This window comes from Puniceicoccus vermicola (genome assembly GCF_014230055.1).
In the GTDB taxonomy this organism is placed as follows: domain Bacteria; phylum Verrucomicrobiota; class Verrucomicrobiia; order Opitutales; family Puniceicoccaceae; genus Puniceicoccus; species Puniceicoccus vermicola.
In genome coordinates, this window is the sequence record NZ_JACHVA010000138.1 from 81406 (window position 1) to 98301 (window position 16896).

General features: G+C 55.8%; 13 protein-coding genes. 5 read left to right on the plus strand and 8 right to left on the minus strand.

Going from position 1 to position 16896, the window contains the following annotated elements; translation table 11 throughout:
• Positions 1–8 precede the first annotated feature (8 nt).
• The 4 genes from H5P30_RS19925 (at position 9) to ribF (ending at position 4029) form a co-directional block, all read left to right on the plus strand.
• Positions 9–848 carry a CPBP family intramembrane glutamic endopeptidase gene (locus H5P30_RS19925; RefSeq protein ID WP_185694676.1) on the plus strand — a complete coding sequence of 280 codons (840 nt, stop codon included), beginning with the start codon at positions 9–11 and terminating at the stop codon, positions 846–848.
• Between the two features lie 765 nt (positions 849–1613).
• The gene (locus tag H5P30_RS19930; protein ID WP_185694677.1) at positions 1614–2603 is read left to right on the plus strand and encodes an AIR synthase related protein; all 990 of its coding nucleotides are present in this window, start codon (positions 1614–1616) and stop codon (positions 2601–2603) included.
• Positions 2600–3079: a tRNA (adenosine(37)-N6)-threonylcarbamoyltransferase complex ATPase subunit type 1 TsaE gene (gene tsaE, locus H5P30_RS19935; RefSeq protein WP_185694678.1), complete on the plus strand. Its 480-nt coding sequence runs from the start codon at positions 2600–2602 to the stop codon at positions 3077–3079. Before H5P30_RS19930 ends, tsaE begins: the two co-directional genes overlap by 4 nt.
• Entirely contained in the window at positions 3076–4029 is a 954-nt protein-coding gene (gene ribF, locus H5P30_RS19940) for a riboflavin biosynthesis protein RibF (protein ID WP_185694679.1), read from the plus strand. Before tsaE ends, ribF begins: the two co-directional genes overlap by 4 nt.
• 230 nt (positions 4030–4259) lie before the next feature.
• On the opposite strand, the gene mqo is transcribed toward ribF, so the two are convergent.
• Entirely contained in the window at positions 4260–5768 is a 1509-nt protein-coding gene (gene mqo, locus H5P30_RS19945) for a malate dehydrogenase (quinone) (RefSeq protein ID WP_185694680.1), read from the minus strand.
• Between the two features lie 130 nt (positions 5769–5898).
• Between mqo and H5P30_RS19950 the strand changes: the two genes are divergently transcribed.
• Positions 5899–6972: a serine hydrolase domain-containing protein gene (locus tag H5P30_RS19950; protein ID WP_185694681.1), complete on the plus strand. Its 1074-nt coding sequence runs from the start codon at positions 5899–5901 to the stop codon at positions 6970–6972.
• A gap of 76 nt (positions 6973–7048) precedes the next feature.
• On the opposite strand, the gene H5P30_RS19955 is transcribed toward H5P30_RS19950, so the two are convergent.
• The 7 genes from H5P30_RS19955 to H5P30_RS19985 form a co-directional block, all read right to left on the minus strand.
• On the minus strand, positions 7049–8578 hold the full coding sequence (locus H5P30_RS19955) for a glycoside hydrolase family 18 protein (RefSeq protein ID WP_185694682.1): 1530 nt from the start codon (positions 8576–8578) through the stop codon (positions 7049–7051).
• A 20-nt stretch (positions 8579–8598) separates the two neighbouring features.
• A complete protein-coding gene (gene lpdA / locus H5P30_RS19960) occupies positions 8599–9999 on the minus strand; it encodes a dihydrolipoyl dehydrogenase (RefSeq protein WP_185694683.1) in 1401 nt (466 codons plus the stop codon).
• A 746-nt stretch (positions 10000–10745) separates the two neighbouring features.
• Positions 10746–11735 carry an N-acetylmuramoyl-L-alanine amidase gene (locus H5P30_RS19965; RefSeq protein WP_185694684.1) on the minus strand — a complete coding sequence of 330 codons (990 nt, stop codon included), beginning with the start codon at positions 11733–11735 and terminating at the stop codon, positions 10746–10748.
• Positions 11732–12322 (minus strand): translation initiation factor IF-3, encoded by a 591-nt coding sequence (infC, locus tag H5P30_RS19970; RefSeq protein WP_185694685.1) that lies wholly within the window; start codon positions 12320–12322, stop codon positions 11732–11734. Before infC ends, H5P30_RS19965 begins: the two co-directional genes overlap by 4 nt.
• A 657-nt stretch (positions 12323–12979) precedes the next feature.
• A complete protein-coding gene (locus H5P30_RS19975) occupies positions 12980–14380 on the minus strand; it encodes a sulfatase (RefSeq protein ID WP_185694686.1) in 1401 nt (466 codons plus the stop codon).
• An 18-nt stretch (positions 14381–14398) separates the two neighbouring features.
• Positions 14399–15145, minus strand: coding sequence for a helix-turn-helix domain-containing protein (locus tag H5P30_RS19980; RefSeq protein WP_185694687.1), 747 nt, complete (start codon positions 15143–15145; stop codon positions 14399–14401).
• 521 nt (positions 15146–15666) lie between these two features.
• Positions 15667–16722, minus strand: coding sequence for a class I fructose-bisphosphate aldolase (locus H5P30_RS19985; RefSeq protein ID WP_185694688.1), 1056 nt, complete (start codon positions 16720–16722; stop codon positions 15667–15669).
• Positions 16723–16896: the final 174 nt, after the last annotated feature.

The window sequence follows — 16896 nt, forward strand, 5'->3', positions numbered from 1 at the left end:
TTTCCGCTATGGATCCCGAACTATCGATTAGCACCGGCAACGCCATTCTCTTTACCGCGGCCCTTTTCGGGGCCATTGCGTCCTATTCCCGACCGATTCGAAGCCCCTACGATCCCAACCAACCCTGGGAGCGTTGGGACATCTCCCTGCTTTCCTTCCTCGGCTACCTATGGCTGTTGGTCATCGTCATCCTCTTCGCCCCCGTTCTCGGGCAGAGCCTGACAAACCTCATTCTTCCTGGAAACGAAGAAAACGAGCAGGTCCAGTCCATCGGCGCGACGCTGATCATGCAAACCGGCCTCGTCGCCATCATTCTTTCCGCCGTGCACATGCGCGGATGGTCCCTGATGAGCTTCTTTCGACACGAAGGCGTTTCCGAAAAAAATGTTTTTCTCCACGCCGGACACCTCTTCCTCCGCTACATTCCGACCATATGGCTCGTCGGAATGCTTTGGGCCGGCATTCTCTTCGCTCTCAAAAGCCTCGGATTCGACGTCTCTCCCCAACCTCAAATCGCCGCTCAATGGATCGCCGACTCCGACTCTGCGCCCTTTCTCATCATCATGGGGATCATGGTCGTGATCACTGCACCAATCTCTGAAGAACTGGTCTTTCGCGCTTTCCTCTACCGCTTTCTCCGCAATCGATGGTCCGCTCGTTTCGCACTCATCTTCAGCTCCGTCCTCTTCGCCCTCCTCCACGCCAGCCTCCACAGCTTTCTCCCCCTAGTCTTCATGGGCCTCCTCCTCGCCAAAATCTACGAGGACACCCACGACATCCGGACCCCCATCCTCTTTCACCTCTTCTTCAACCTCTTCTCCTATTTGAATCTGATTTTCTTGCCGTGAGGGGTATACCCTCTCCTTTCTCCAAATTTCCGAATGGTGTAACGGAAGCGCGAGAGCGATCTCGATGCCTGCGGCTCTACGGATGCCAGACCAACGATTGAGAGCTGGAAGCTCTCGCTACTTTCAGCTCTAGCACACCTGAAGAAACGGGTATCGCCGTCCCTCTCCGAATTTCCTGATGGTGTAGCGGAAGCGCGAGAGCAATTTCGATGCCCGCGCATCTACGGATGCTAGACCAGCGATCGAGAGCTGGAAGCTCTCGCTACTTTCGGCTCTAGCGCACCTGAAGAAACGGCTATCGCCGTTCCTCTCCGAATTTCCTGAAAGTGTAGCGGAAGCGCGAGAGCGATTTCGATGCCTGCGGCTCTACAGATGCCAGACCCAACGATCGAGAGCTGGAAGCTCTCGCTACTTTCCGCTCAGCAGCGTTTGAAGAAACGGCTATCGCCGTTCCTCTCCGAATTTCCTGATGGTGTAGCGGAAGCGCGAGAGCGATTTCGATGCCTGCGGCTCTACAGATGCCAGACCCAACGATCGAGAGCTGGAAGCTCTCGCTACTTTGAGCGTCCACCGTTCGTGCATGATTTCAGTCGTGCGGTCCTCGCGAGAGGATACGCACTAGAGTGCTCGAGAACAACTAACCCGGAGAGTTTTGAATGGTAAGTCTCGACTATTTTCAACTCGAGGCGTCGGGCGCAGCTGAAGCTGCGGCCCTACTTTCCCCTGCACTTGACGCAGCGGCTGCAAATCGAGAGCCTTCTCTCAGTGTTTCCATTCACCGAGAGCGCCGTCGACCGGCTCGACCATATTGGCGAAAAGCAACTCCTGCGTTTTATTCAGGAGTGGCTGGGGGCGGCCAACCCACCTTACCCGCGGGGTATGGGGGATGACACTGCGATCCTTCCACCTCCCAAGCGCAAGCATCTCCTCCTCACAAATGACAGTCTGGTTTGGAAACGTCACTTCGACGAAACCGCGTCTGCGTCCCAAGCCGGTGCGAAGCTGCTCAAACGCAATCTTAGCGATATTGCCGCAATGGGTGGCCATCCCCTGCACGCGGTTCTTGCCCTCTCTTGCGGCGCTGACCTATCGCTGAAATGGCTCTCCGAGTTTTTCACGGGAATGGCCGAATGCGCTCAGCAATACGGCTGCGAGATCAACGGAGGCGACGTATCCCAAGCCGAACCCGGATCCTTTGGAGCGACTTTAACCCTGCTCGGAGAGGCCGATCAGCCCGTTCTGCGCACTGGAGGAGCCGACGGCGCATGGATATGGGCCAGCGGTTCTCTCGGGGGCAGCATCCTTGGACACCATCTCGATTTTCAGCCTCGCTTGTCCGAAGGCCAATGGCTGGCCGCCCGACCGGAGATTCTCGCCATGATGGACATCACGGACGGCCTCAGCCAAGACCTGCCCAAAATGATCCCCGACGGTCTTCAGGCGCGGATTGACCTTTCTCTCGTTCCTGTCTCAGACGCCGCCAGAGCCGCTGCCCAAGACTCCGGCAAACCGGCAGTGCTTCACGCCTTTACCGACGGAGAGGACTACGAACTCCTTTTCATCACCCGGCCGGGGATCGATCCTCAGGAGTTTGAGGCCGCCTGGAGAAAGCAATTCAACCACCCCCTTACCGCCATGGGATCCCTTTGCAGCGCTCCGCCGCCCAACGGTTCCGCCCCCTCAAAAGTCGTCGGCCTCGATGGAGGCAATCTTTTCGAGGGCGAAGGATTTGAACACTTCCGTATTCAGCGATGAACCCTGACTGGAAAGAATTGGAGAAAGGCCTCCTTCTCACCGGCGAAGCCGAGACCCTTGCCATTGGGGAGTGGATGGGCCGCACCCTCGCCCCCAACCAAACGGTCTCCATTTCCGGAAACTTGGGAAACGGAAAAACCACCCTTTCTAAAGGGATCGCCGCAGGATGGGGCGTGACGACCACGGTGAAGAGTCCGACCTATAATTACTTTCTCACCTATTCATCGCCCCGCGGCCAACTCGTCCATCTCGATGCCTACCGCCTTTCGGGCCCCGAAGAATACGACTCACTTCTGATTGAAGACATTCTCGAAGAACCGTGGCTGCTTCTTGTCGAATGGCCCGAGCGGGTCACCAACTGCCTCCCCCTTCCCAATCTCCAATTAAAAATTGAATCGGCCGGGGAACACGCGCGACGGTTATCCCTCCTCAATCCATCGCCAAGCCATCCCTCCTCCCAAGAGAGAAGCTCATGAAGACATTGCGCACTCCTGAATTTTCCGAACTCCGTTCGCTGAAGCGCCCCGTCCATCTCGCCATTGGCATGTTCGATGGCCTGCACATTGGACACCAGGCCGTCATCCATTCGGCCATCCAGGCGGCGGAACTCGACGGCAGCCTCTGCGGGATCCTCACCTTCGACCCACACCCCAGCCACCTGTTTCGCCCCGACTCCCCAACCCCGCAAATCTATCCTCCCGAGGTGAAAGAAGAACTCCTCCGCGAAATGGGACTCGATCTTTGTCTCATCCAGAAATTCACCGCGGAGTTTGCCGGTCATACCGCCGAAAAATTCGTGAGTTGGATCCGAGAAATCGTTCCCTCCCTGGCTAGCGTTTCCGTCGGCGAAAACTTCCGGTTCGGCAAAGGCCGTACCGGTGCCCCGTCTCTCCTCGTCGACAAATTGAAGAATTGCGGAGTCTCCGTTTTCAGCTGCGAACGGATCCATCTCGACGGCGATCCGATCAGCAGTACGCGCATCCGCGGCATCCTGCCCGACCGACCGATCGAAGAAGTAAACCATCTCCTTGGACGCCCCTATCACTCGATCGGGACCGTTCAGGAAGGCAAAAGACTCGGCCGCACCATCGGCTTCCCGACCCTCAACCTTCCCGTCGAAGCCGACATCCTCCCCCAGTTTGGGGTCTATCTCGTGCGCTACCGCCTACGCAACAGCCCCCGCAGCGAAAGCCGCTTCGGCATCGCCAACTTTGGACTCCGCCCGACGATGGAAAACTCCACCGTCCCCCGACTCGAAATTCACTCTCTCGAAGAGTGCAGCGCCGACTACGGAGACGACGTCGTATCCGAATGGATACGCTTTATTCGCCCCGAACGAAAATTCGCCGATTTAGACGAATTGAAGGACGTCATCCAATCCGACTGCGAAACCGCCCTGCGCTGGATCGAGTCGAATCGAAGCTGAACGGAAATCACGCAAACGCCGCATATCATTCTGTAGTGGGACATCCTGAGAAATGGCTCTCGCCATTCCTCCTCAAAATTTCCAGATGGTGGAGCGGAAGCGCGATAGCGATTTCGTTGCCTGAACCTCACTGGATACTCGAACTACGATCGAGAGCTGGAAGCTCTCGCTACTTTCCGCTCGAGCTCGCCTGAGGAAAAGGCGCCGTTCCTCTCCACCGAGGCGATGATTCAGGCAGCCGCTTCTGCCCGCTCTTTTAATTTCAACATTGCGTTCGAACGTTCCCGCAAGCGACTGAAGATGGCGGGGTCGTTTCTCAGATCTATCCCGTAACTGGGAACCAACTCTTTGAGCTTGGGTTTCCACTCCTCCATCCGGGCCGCGAAGCACTTTTCGAGAACATCAAACATAGTCGATACGGCGGTTGAGGCGCCGGGCGAAGCACCGAGAAGAGCGGCAATCGATCCGTCGGCAGCAGCCACGATTTCCGTTCCAAACTCCAACACTCCTTTGCCGTTCTCATCCTGCTTGATGATCTGGACGCGCTGACCCGCGGTGCGAAGGGTCCAGTCCTTGCCTTCGGCTCCGGGGAAGAATTCTCGCAGGGCATTCAAGCGATCCTCTTCACTCTGCCTCACCTGATTGATGAGATAGCGGGTGAGATCCATGTTGTTCTTCCCGACGGCCAGAAGCGGACGCAGGTTGTTCAGTTTTACCGAGCTCGGAAGATCAAAATAAGATCCCGATTTCAAAAACTTCGGAGAAAAACCTGCGTAGGGACCAAAAAGAATCGAGCGTTTCCCCTCGATGATTCTCGTATCCAAATGCGGCACCGACATGGGCGGAGAACCAACCGCCGCCTTGCCATACACCTTGGCGTGATGCTTTTCCACGACCTCGGGATTACTACAGACCAGGAACTGTCCGCTGACGGGAAAGCCACCATAACCTTTCCCCTCGGGGATCCCCGACTTTTGCAGAAGTTGCAGCGAAGCCCCTCCCGCCCCGACAAAGACGAAGGGCGAAATTACGCTGCGGTTGATCTTTTTGCCCATGTTGCGAACCGTCATGTGCCAGCGTCCATCTTTGGCCCGCTTCAGATCGCGCACCTGGTGGTTGGTCGCAATTTTCACCTTGGGCGAATTCTCCAAGTAGCGCACCAGAGCACCGGTCAGGGCACCAAAATTGACATCCGTACCAGCCTCCGCTCGGGTCACCGCCATAGGAGTATCGTCCTGCCGCCCTTGCAAAAGAAGAGGAGCCCATTCCGCAATTTTGGATCGGTCTTCCGAGAAATGCATTCCCTCGAAGAAATGGTGACCGCTCATCGTTTCATAGCGGCGCCGTAGATACCGGCAGTTATCTTCCCCACGAACGAAACTCATGTGCGGGACGGGGGTGATGAACTCCCCGGGGTCGCCTAGAATGCCGGTTTCGACCAGAGTGGCCCAGAACTGTCGGGAATGCTCGAAAGATTCGTTAATCTTCAGAGCCTTCGAAATATCAACCGAACCGTCCTCACGCTCGCTGGTGTAGTTCAACTCACAAAGAGCTGCGTGCCCGGTGCCGGCATTATTCCAAGGATTTGAGCTCTCTTTGGCCACCTCTGCCAACGCTTCAATAATCTGAATTTCCAGATTGGGATCTAACTGCCGCAGCAACACGGCCAGAGTCGCACTCATGATTCCTCCGCCAATCAAAACTACGTCTGGTTCTGTTATGGTTTCTTCTCGCTTCATTGAATTATTCTCTGGACCTGAAAGGATTCCCCGCGAATAGTCTCGGCAGGGATAAGAATGTGTCCCAGAATCAGTAAGCAGAACTTATGCAAAACTTGCCAAGTTGATGACAATTCTTAATTTTAATGCCATGAGATTTTCCCTCTTCCTTATCTCGATCCTCGCCCCATTCACCCATCCCACAAAAGCATCCGAGCGGGATTTCAGCCATTTTCAGGAAGACCTGGAATCCTTCCGCGAAGAGAATGGCCTAACCTCCATGGTCGTCGGCGTCTGGCGCCAAGGGGAACCCGCCTTTCGGGAAGCCTTCGGCACCTCAATGCCGGGAACCCCCGCAGACCTATCGATGAAATTCCGCGCTGGGGGCACGTGCCTGACGTCGGTCACCGCAGTCCTTCTCAAGACCGTCGAGTCCGGCAAAGTTTCTCTCGACGACACCATCGAGAAATGGATGCCCGATCTCCCGAAGTCTGATGAAGTCACTCTACGGATGCTAGCCAACTGCACGGCTGGCTACGGAGATTACGTGCCCAACGAGGAGTTTATCTCCGTTTTTGAGGAAAATCCGTTTCGATTTTTCACACCGGAAGAGTTGATCGACTACGGTCTCGACGGAGGCATGAGCTACGAACCCGGGACCGACTGGGCCTACTCCCACACTACGTTTGTAATCCTGGGCATGATTCTGGAAAAGATTCACGGCAAACCCGTGCCCCAATTGTTGGAGGAGATGGTCTTTACCCCTCTGGAACTCAGCGACACCGTCTACACTCCCGGACCGGCACTCGAAGCCCCGATCCTTCATGCCTACACTACCGAACGCGGTCCATTTGAAGATTCCACCTTCTGGAACCCCTCCTGGACCTCATACTCTGGATCGATCGCATCGACTGTCGACGACGTTGCTGGAATTTTTCGATCCATCGGAGCTGCCGAACTCATCTCCCCAGAATCCCTCGCGGAAATGATTGCCCCGACGACAGTCGGCCTAGGCAGAAACACCAAGGAGCGCTACTACGGCATGGGATTGGGAGTCATGGGAGACTGGATCATGCAGAACCCTAATTTCGGCGGATACCGAGGCATCATACTCTACAATATGAAGACCGATGTCACCGTCGTTGCTTTCGTAACCTTAGGATCCCAAACGGACCCCAACACCCATTACGGAATGAAGCTGATGCCCCTGCTGATGCAGCAATAAACAAGAGAGACGAATTGGGAGGAATCGGTCTCGCCATTCCTCTCTCGTTTCAAATCGCAAAACGACGGTCTCGAAATTATCGCGTGCGCCAGTTCGTTCGTTGAGCCGAAGACGGGACAGACGTTTCGGACTCGGCTTTCTCCAAATCCACTGGTTCCAGCAATGGCGGCTCCTCGGACTCCGAGACTTCCGGTTCAACGGGGGCAGCTTCATCGGTCTTTTTCGCCTCCACATTCTCCGAGGTTCTAGGTTTACCGAAGCTCCCCACTTCTCGTAGAAGCTGGTCGAAAGAGACCTTCTCCGTTTCTGAACCTTCGGAGACGGGCTTGGGTTTCGGCGAAGCGTTCGTGACCGATTCAGGCGGGCTGGTTTTCGCAGATTCCTCGCTCTGAGCCACACCAAGGATTCGGCTCGCGGTACCGATCAGACTCAAATCCGCACTATCCTTATCCAGTGACCAAAACATCATCCCCCGCAATTGATTGGCCTGAACGAATTTCGCCTTTTCCTCAGCCGAGCGGACAGACTCCCCGCTGACCAAACTTTTCGTTTCGGGCAAAATCCAAAAAGTCGCCTTGGATTCCTCATCCCACCTCTCGACCCAGTTCCCTTCACTGCTGGTCGGAAAAGCCACCGTAGGGTTAAGACTTCGGGAATCATTCCAGCCCTCTTCCCGAACCTTTTCGTTCATGGAGACAAAGGCGACACCGATCCACTCCCCCTTCCGCGGAAAGACTTCTTCGAATCGGATCCCCGCCAATCCCAATCCCAGGACAATCTGATCTCGAGGGGCGCCGAGCCTCTCCAGTGCGGCCACACCCCCTGCAACGCTTAGCTGTTGATGAACCGGAGAATCGTCCCCGTAGAGCGGGGAAAAATGAGCCGTCGATTGCGACCAGGATCCCGCGTAGTCATAGGCCATGACATGAAACCAATCCACGACCTGCGCCAATGACTTGATCTCGTACCGCGTCGAGAGAGCCCGGTAGTACCCAGGCACCGCGACGGTTAAGATCAAGGGCCGCGACGCACCGCTCTGAGCTTTCCAGGTTCGCCGAATCTCCTCGCAGAGCTTCACGAAATTGGCCCGGTCTTCGGGACGATGAACCTGATTCTCCGCTCCCCCGAAAACGGGAAACTCCCAATCCAAGTCGACTCCATCCAACTCATGATCTCGAACGAACTCGACCACCGCCCGCGCAAAAGCGCGGCGGCTCTTGCGCGAAGAGGCAATATCCGAAAAGTTTTCCGACAATCCCCATCCGCCGATGGAAATCATTTGGAGCAAACGAGAGTCGTCCCCGCCGAGTCCCAAGAACTCTTCAAAAACCGCCGAAGACTCTCCAGCATTCAGCCCGTTGCCGGGAAAATCTGTTACCAGCCGCACCGATCCCGATTCGCGATCGAACTCCGGGTAGACAAAGGCGTAGATGACGTGGGTAAGGTTTTCCTCCACCACCCCGCGTTCCGCCTCCGACTTCATTCCCCACGAGGGAACGTAAGCGGTGACCACGGGCTCGGCCTCTTCAACGGCCGCGACAACTCCAAAAACAAAAAACAGACCCACCACCATCGCTAGCGGGCGACGACCGGAAAACCGGCCCATGGGGCTGTTTTTGAGTGAAATCACATGGAGTGAATGGCCCGCCCGTCGACAGCCATCGCCGCCTCTTTGAGGGCTTCGGACAATGTGGGGTGAGCGTGAACCGTGCGGGCGATGTCTTCTGCGCTCCCGCCGTATTCCATATGGGTCACGGCGGCCGCGATCAGTTCCGAAGCATTACGGGCGACGATCTGAATTCCCAAAACCTTATCAGTCTTCGCGTCCGCATGGACGATGACGACACCATCGGTTGCATCCGTAGCCATCGCCCGACCATTCGCGGTCAGCGGGAATTTGCCAGTCTTGATCGAAAGGCCCTGCTCTTTCGCCTGTTCCGCCGTGATCCCGGCGGAGGCAATTTCTGGATCCGTATAGATCACGGCAGGAATCACCCCGTAATTCACATGTCCGGCCTTTCCCGCTAAATTCTCGGCAAGTGCGACTCCCTCTTCTTCGGCCTTGTGGGCGAGCATCGGCCCTTTGATGACATCCCCGATGGCGTAGACTCCATCCACTCCGGTGGAGAAATGATCGTCGACTTCGATGCGTCCCCGATCGTCGGTCTTCACCCCGGCAGCTTCGAGCTTTAGCCCCTCGGTCACCGGCGCCCGTCCCACCGAGACCAGAACCTTGTCCGCTTCAAACTCGACCTTCCCTTTCGACCCTTCGGCTTCGAGAACGATCTTCCCTTTCTTCCCTTCGTGGGAACCGGTCACCTTCGTGGATTTATGGAAGGTCAGGCCCTGCTTTTTCAAAATTCGCTCCGCGAGCTTACTGACTTCCTCGTCATAGTTCGGAGCAATTTTCGGCAGAAACTCGACCACATCGACTTTCGACCCAAGCCGTTGCCAGACGGTCCCGAGCTCCAACCCGATGGCTCCGCCTCCGACGACAACGAGGTTTTCAGGAATCTCCTTCAGCGCGATTCCCTCGTCGCTGCTGATAATCTTCTCTCCGTCAAACGGCAGGAAAGGCAACTCCACGGTCTTCGAGCCAGTGGCAATGACGATGTTCTTCCCCTTGATCTCCGTTTTCTCTTCACCCTCGATCGCAACAGTGTCCGACGAGACAAATGAACCCAGTCCTTGGAAAAACTGAATCTTCCGGGCTTTGACCAGCTGCCCTACGCCGCCGACCAGCTTTTTCACCACTGAATCCTTGTTCTTCATCAAAGCCTCAAGATCGACTTCGATGTTTCCGGTAATCCCGTGTTTTTTCCCGTGGTCACGCGCAGCGGAGAGGATCTCCGTCGAGTGCAGCAAAGCCTTACTCGGGATACACCCGACATTGAGGCAGGTGCCTCCAAGAGTGGCGCGCTTATCTACCAAGGCCACTTTGAATCCTAGCTGAGCCGCCCGCAACGCGCAGACATACCCACCAGGACCAGCACCCAAAACAATGAGATCGAAAGAGGAGTCGGACATGCCTCTACCCCAATCAGAAAGAACCTTCGGGTCAATCCTGCAACACACATTGGGGGGATGCCCGATCCAGCGATCGAGAGCTGGAAGCTCTCGCTACTTTCGGTGCGAGCGTGCTTGAAGAAACGGCTTTCGCCGTTCCTCTCCAAATCTCCAGAAATCGTAGCGGAAGCGCGAGAGCGATTTCGATGACTGTGCCTCACTGGAGACTCGAATATCGGTCGAGAGCTGGAAGCTCTCGCTACTCTCGTTACGAGCGTGCTTGAAGAAACGGCTTTCGCCGTTCCTCTCCAAATCTCCAGAAATCGTAGCGGAAGCGCGAGAGCGATTTCGATGACTGCGCCTCACTGGAGACTCGAACATCGATCGAGAGCTGGAAGCTCTCGCTACTTTCGGTGCGAGCGTGCTTGAAGAAACGGCTTTCGCCGTTCCTCTCCAAATCTCCAGAAATCGTAGCGGAAGCGCGATAGCGATTTCGATGACTGCGACTCACTGGAGACTCGAACAACGGTCGAGAGCTGGAAGCTCTCGCTACTCTCGTTACGAGCGTGCTTGAAGAAACGGCTTTCGCCGTTCCTCTCCGAATCTCCAGAAATCGTAGCGGAAGCGCGATAGCGATTTCGATGACTGCGCCTCACTGGAGACTCGAACGACGATCGAGAGCTGGAAGCTCTCGCTACTTTCCGCTCAGGAGCACTTGAAGAAATGGCTCTCGTCATTCTTATCGAAGGCCTCACCGAATAGGCGTTTCAGCGCTCCGCTTGGTGCAAACGAACCAACGTCTGCCGGTAGCGTCTTACTCCGCGAACGACGGCGTCCGCTAAACGCTCTCGATAACCTTGGGTCTGCAGAAGGCGTCCGGTGCGTTGATTCGTGATGAAGCCCAGCTCCAGGAGGACTCCCGGCGATTTCAAATCTTCTAGAACCGCAAAACGAGCCCGCTTCAAACCCCGATCCGGAACTCCGGTCGCCGAGGCCACTTCACTTTGCAAATAGTATCCGAGCAATGCGTTCCAAGGATCATTCGCATTTCCGGGGTAACGCGCCCTATCGGCTGATTCGACATTCGAACGCGAAGAGGACGGATCTCCTTGAAGCGTGTATGCGTACGTTTCGACTCCCCTCACACTCGAACCCGCGGCATTAAAATGAATGCTTAGAAAAATATCTGCCTTCGCTCCATTCGCAATCGCAGGACGGTTCGGCAACGGAATAAAGGTATCGTCGGTCCGGGTGTAAAACACCTCAAAGCCCTCTTCCTTCAATCGCTCGCCGATCAAGCGTCCGACGGCGAGAGCCATATCTTTTTCATCCAATCCTAGCGAACGGTTCTGCCCACCCGGATCATGGTCCCCGTGCCCCGCATCGATCACGACCCGGCGATAACCCGGTGGATTCGGAAAGATCCGCGGCATGAGGATGGGCTGGAGCGAATACCGCCAATCCTCGCGGGAGATGTAAATCTTGCCTCGATTGAGCAAGGCTGGATCTCCGAGAAAGACTTTGATCCCGTTCAGGGATACAATCCGGGAAGCCGCCTTGAAATCCAAGGTGACCCATTCCCCTTTTAACTGAACCGCTCGATCCCTCTCGGTCCATTCGACTCTGAGACCAAGGTCATCGGCGATATCGTCAAGACCGATGTACTCGGAGTTAGCGGCTTCTGCGACCGGAACCCAGAAAAGAATCAGGAGGAACAGCGCAGTTACCCCGGGGAACTTTCCCGGGCCGGGTTTCATTCCTCGGGAGCTTGTTCGTCGTCGAACTTCTTCTTCCGTCGACTCGAAGGCAACGGAGACAGAGTCACGGAAATGTTCCGACCTGCGAGACGTGGATCGTTGTCAGCCGTAGCCATGGATTCCAGATCCTTGATCGCTCGCTTGATGGTTTCGAATCCAAGATCCGTGTGTTCCATTTCACGACCGCGGAACATGAGCGTAAGCTTCAGCTTATTGCCCTTGTCGAGGAAGTCCTCTGCTCGGCGAATCTTCGTGATGTAGTCATGGGTATCGATTTTCACCCGGAACTTCACTTCCTTGAGCTTCTGCGAAGTGCTCTTCGACTCCTTCTGCTTCTTACTCTGCTCGTACATGTATTTCCCGAAATCGAGAATACGGCAGACCGGAGGCCTGGAGTTGGGAGCGACCTCGACTAAATCGAGACCCACGCTTTTCGCGAGGTCGAGAGCCTTCTTGGTCTGCATGACACCAATCATGGTGCCCTCCGGACCAACTACCCGGATCTCGGGAACGCGGATTCTTTCGTTACGCCTCGGCCCACTCTGATAAGAGCGCCGATGCCGACTGGAAGATGGAACCCTACCCATTCAGGAAGCGAGGGACCCCATAGAAAGACGAGCAGCCGGGGTAAAATCGGCTGTCGAGAGAATGCGAGACACTAAGTTGAGTATCATTGAACCGGAGAATGTGGAGCCTTCTCCCGCATTTCAAACCCTAATTTGCCGAGAATGGCCAAAAACCCAAAGTTCGGGAAAATCGTTCCCGAAATTGGACGTATAACGGAGAGGCAGCGTGATGGGCGCAGCTGAAGCTGCGGCCCTACTTTGGGAACCCGTCTTCCGTAGCCGATCAGCTTTAGCTGCGTGGCATCACGCTGGCGGAACTGCACACGAACCACAGGCTCACTTTTTCCCGATTTCGGGGAAATCCACGGCGAGCTGAAAAAATGCATTTCCGAGATATGCGCTGGGCCGAGAGGCTACGCGATGGGCGCAGCTGAAGCTGCGGCCCTACTTTGGGAACCTGTCTTTCGTAGCCGCTCAGCTTTAGCTGCGCGGCATCGGCCGGCGGAATTGCACGCGAACAGCGGGCTCACTTTTTCCGGATTTCGGGGAAATCCACGGCGAGCTAAAAATACGCAATTCCGAGATATACGCAGGGCCGAGAGGCTGCGCGATGGGCGCAGCTGAAGCTGCGGTCCTACTTTGGGAGAGGCTATCAGAACAATCCGCTAACAATCTTTCCTACCACTTCCAATCCGGATTCACCTCTGGCTCCAGGGCTTCCATTTCGGCCCGCCAGTTTTTCAATAACCCGTGCAGGCGCTCGGTGACTTCAGGTCGGCTCCCGGAGAGATCCTTCGTCTCCCCAATATCTTCGCGAAGATTGTAGAGCTCGCGGCGACCATCTTCATAAAACTCGATGAGTTTCCAGTCTCCGGCGCGAACGGAACTGCCTGGGGTGCCGCCTTGGTTGCCATAATGGGGGTAGTGCCAGTAGATCGCTTCCCGATCGAGGGAGTTTCCTCCTTTCAACAACGGAACGAGACTTTCGCCATCGCAGTGCTGATCTGGCATGGCCTCGATTCCGGCCATTTCGAGAACCGTGGGATAGAAATCCGGACTGGTCACGGGCTCCCGGCAAAAGGAATTGTTCTCGGTCACGCCCGGCCAATGAATGATGAGCGGCTCACGGGTGCCACCTTCATACATCCACCCCTTTCCTTCGTTGAGAGGAGCGTTACTGGTCGGCGAGCCTTCTGCCGTCGCCAGTCCTCCGTTGTCGGAGGTGAAAACGACGATGGTATTGTCCGCCTCCCCTTTGGCCTCAATTGCCTGAAGGAGTCGTCCAATATTCGTGTCCATGCATTCAACCATGGCCGCGTACTCGGGATCGGACTGGATCAGACGGCGCCGAATTCGATTGTTCACGGATTCGCTCTTCGGGTGGATTTCCCCTTCTTCGAAAGTCTTTTTCTTGTGGAGCCCCAGAGCTCGGGCCTTCCGTTCGTATTTAGCGACCAATTCCGGCTTCCCCTGAATCGGAGTGTGAACGGTGTAGTACCAGAGGTTGAGGAAGAAGGGCCGGTCGTCCTTGCCTTCAACGAGGCGGATGGCCTCATCGGTGAGCCGATCCGTTAGATATTCCCCCTCTGGGCCTTCCTCCAAATTGGGAATTTTCCAGGGGCTGAAATAGCCGTTTTTCGGATGCCCGTGATCACACCCACCAATATTGACTTCGAACCCATGGCGATCCGGCCAGAATTCCTTTTCCCCCATGTGCCATTTTCCAACGTGCCAGGTGGAATAACCGTTTTCCTGTAAGGCCGACGCCAAGCTTGTTTCCTTCGTATCCAGATAGGGAATGTAGGGAGCGTCGATCAATCGGGCGCGATCCCGCTGTCCCGGATTTCCTACGTGGATGTAATTGGTCAGTCCAAGACGGGCCGGATATTTCCCGCTCATGATGCTCGCCCGAGTCGGCGAACAAACCGGACAAGCCGCATAGGCATCGGTGAACCGCATTCCTTTTCCAGCCAGGCGGTCAAGGTTAGGAGTTTCGTAAAACTCGCTTCCATAGCAGGAGAGATCCTTCCAGCCGAGGTCATCAATGAGGATGTAGAGAATGTTTGGGGATTTGCTCATAAGAAAAGTTGGAAAAGATTATTCAGCTGCACGACGCATCGCATCCATCAGCGACCGGACATCCATCGGCGCCTTGGGAAAAAATCCAGTGACGAGGACTCCAATTCCTCCCTCCGGTGGGCTCACGGTAGTCCGCACCGCGATCCGGCGGACGTGTGGAAAAAAGCTGCCAAAATCATCCGAGATCCCGACGCCATGAAGACAAACCATGTCGCTGGCCACTTCCTCTGAGAACGATTCCGCGGTGTCTGGCCATTTTTTCGCCGCGCGGAGAAGGCTGCTCACAAGGCCTTTTTCTTCTGCAAGGTCGGCCGATTTCTGCAATCGAACGACCGTCCAAGGATGGATCGGAGACTCCGCCACCACCGAGCCCAAAGGCCGCATGGCGGGAGCGTATTCCGAGACCACCTTTTCCAAGCAGACGGAGTCCTCTTCATTTCCCCGCAACAACAACGCGGTCACCCCAAACTGATCCGCCAGAGTGCGCAGATGCGGACGATATCTCCCGAGAAAATCCATTCCAGCCCTCCCCGCCTGTGCGTATTCCGAAGGTTTATTGCCAATCCGGTAGCCCGCTTCGGTTTTTTGCAGCATCCCGTGAGCGCAAAGGATCCGAAGGATCTTGGCCAAGGTCGAACGGTTGATTTCGGAAGTTTCGAGCAGCTCATTGAAACCCACGGGACGGGCCCGAAGAGCCACTAAGTCCAGGACGCGCAAAGCGCGATCAAGAAGGGAATCGGAGGTTTGCGTAGTTTCCATTTTCATACCTTAATACTTATATAGATACCTAAAAGCAAGGAGGAAACTGGCGACGGAGAGGCAATGCGATGGGCGCAGTTGAAGCTACTGCCCTACTTTGGAATGCTGTCTTTCGTAGCCGCTCAGCTTTAGCTGCCCGGCATCGGCCGGCGAAAATGCACGCGAACCACGGAATCACTTCCCGGATTTCGGGGAGGTACACTGCCCGCTGAAAAACGCTGGGCCGAGACTAGACGCTGGGCCGAGACTAGACGCTGGGCCGAGAGGCAATGCGATGGGCGCAGCTGAAGCTACGGCCCTACTTTGGAATGCTGTCTTTCGTAGCCGCTCAGCTTTAGCTGCGCGGCATCGGCCGGCGAAAATGCACGCGAACCACGGAATCACTTCCCGGATTTCGGGGGAGGTGCAAGGCGCGCTGAAAAACGCATCTCGGGAATGGACGCTGGCCCGAGAGGCAATGCGATGGGCGCAGCTGAAGCTGCGGCCCTACTTTGGAGGGACCGAAAGGCACCCTCTCCTCAATGCAATCAGGCGACGGTGATCGCGTCTTCGCGATAGACGTCTTGGATCGCCCGGAGGAGTTCCATCCCCTCTTCCCGGGGGCGTTGGAAAACCTTGCGGCCTGAGATCAAGCCGCTGCCTCCGGCACGCTTGTTGATGATGGCGGTGCGGACGGCTTGTTGGAAATCATCATCCGCCGAGGCTCCCCCGGAGTTGATCATCCCAATCCGGCCCATATAACAATTGGCCAATTGATAGCGGCAAAGGTCGATCGGATGATCGGAGGAGAGCTCGGAATACATCCGCGGGTCGGATTTCCCAAAGCCTTCGAGGCGCCCGTATCCACCATTGTGGGTGGCGAGCTTCTGTTTGATCAAATCGGCCTGCATGCTTACGCCCAGATGATTGGCCTGACCGGTCAGGTCGGCCGAAGACTCATCATTGCCTTCCTTGTGATGAAAGGCTTCGTTGCGAACGTAGCACCAGAGGACGGTAAATAGACCGAGATCGTGCGCGTGCGAGAAAGCTTCGGCCACCTGTTCAATCTGCCGATTCGATTCCTCCGAGCCGAAATAGATGGTTGCCCCGACCGCTGCAGCCCCCATATCAGCCGCCCGATCCACATCGGAGAAGAAGATTTGATCGTACTGATTCGGATAGGAAAGCAGCTCGTTGTGGTTCAACTTGAGGATGAACGGAATGTGATGCGCAAATTCGCGGGCCACATTTCCCAGAACGCCTGCCGTCGACGCCACCGCGTTACAGCCGCCCTCCACTGCCAAGCGGACGATATTCCGTGGATCAAAATAATCCGGATTCTTGGCAAAGCTCGCGCCCCCGGAATGCTCGACCCCCTGATCGACCGGGAAAATCGAAAAATAACCGGTCCCAGCCAAATACCCGGTGTTGTACATTCGCTGTAAGTTGACGAGGACCTCATTCGAACGATCCGACTCCTTAAAATAGCGATCGACGAAATTCGGTTCAGGAAGAGCCAATCGCTCTTTCGGAATCTTCGGAGAATCGAAAGCGAGCAGCTCTTCGGGATCGTTTTCGAGAAAGGACTCAATGTGGGAATTCATGGCGATACAAGTTTTGGGGTGATTGCGCCGCGCGTGACACGACGCGTTGAAATTCGACTCCCTCAGACTAGCCCGAGTCGAAATTTCTGTCAATCGGACATCGGCTCCCCTGAGCCCTTAAGGACCAATCGCCCCTCTCCCTTTAGAAAAAAGATCGATCTTCTCACCTCATCC

Bases quoted from the DNA above. Each gene is read 5' to 3' on its own strand.
- H5P30_RS19925 (WP_185694676.1), top strand. From the start codon at position 9: ATGGATCCCGAACTATCGATTAGCACCGGCAACGCCATTCTCTTTACC.
- tsaE (WP_185694678.1), top strand. From the start codon at position 2,600: ATGAACCCTGACTGGAAAGAATTGGAGAAAGGCCTCCTTCTCACCGGC.
- ribF (WP_185694679.1), top strand. From the start codon at position 3,076: ATGAAGACATTGCGCACTCCTGAATTTTCCGAACTCCGTTCGCTGAAG.
- mqo (WP_185694680.1), bottom strand. From the start codon at position 5,768: ATGAAGCGAGAAGAAACCATAACAGAACCAGACGTAGTTTTGATTGGC.
- H5P30_RS19950 (WP_185694681.1), top strand. From the start codon at position 5,899: ATGAGATTTTCCCTCTTCCTTATCTCGATCCTCGCCCCATTCACCCAT.
- H5P30_RS19955 (WP_185694682.1), bottom strand. From the start codon at position 8,578: ATGGGCCGGTTTTCCGGTCGTCGCCCGCTAGCGATGGTGGTGGGTCTG.
- lpdA (WP_185694683.1), bottom strand. From the start codon at position 9,999: ATGTCCGACTCCTCTTTCGATCTCATTGTTTTGGGTGCTGGTCCTGGT.
- H5P30_RS19965 (WP_185694684.1), bottom strand. From the start codon at position 11,735: ATGAAACCCGGCCCGGGAAAGTTCCCCGGGGTAACTGCGCTGTTCCTC.
- infC (WP_185694685.1), bottom strand. From the start codon at position 12,322: ATGGGTAGGGTTCCATCTTCCAGTCGGCATCGGCGCTCTTATCAGAGT.
- H5P30_RS19975 (WP_185694686.1), bottom strand. From the start codon at position 14,380: ATGAGCAAATCCCCAAACATTCTCTACATCCTCATTGATGACCTCGGC.
- H5P30_RS19980 (WP_185694687.1), bottom strand. From the start codon at position 15,145: ATGAAAATGGAAACTACGCAAACCTCCGATTCCCTTCTTGATCGCGCT.
- H5P30_RS19985 (WP_185694688.1), bottom strand. From the start codon at position 16,722: ATGAATTCCCACATTGAGTCCTTTCTCGAAAACGATCCCGAAGAGCTG.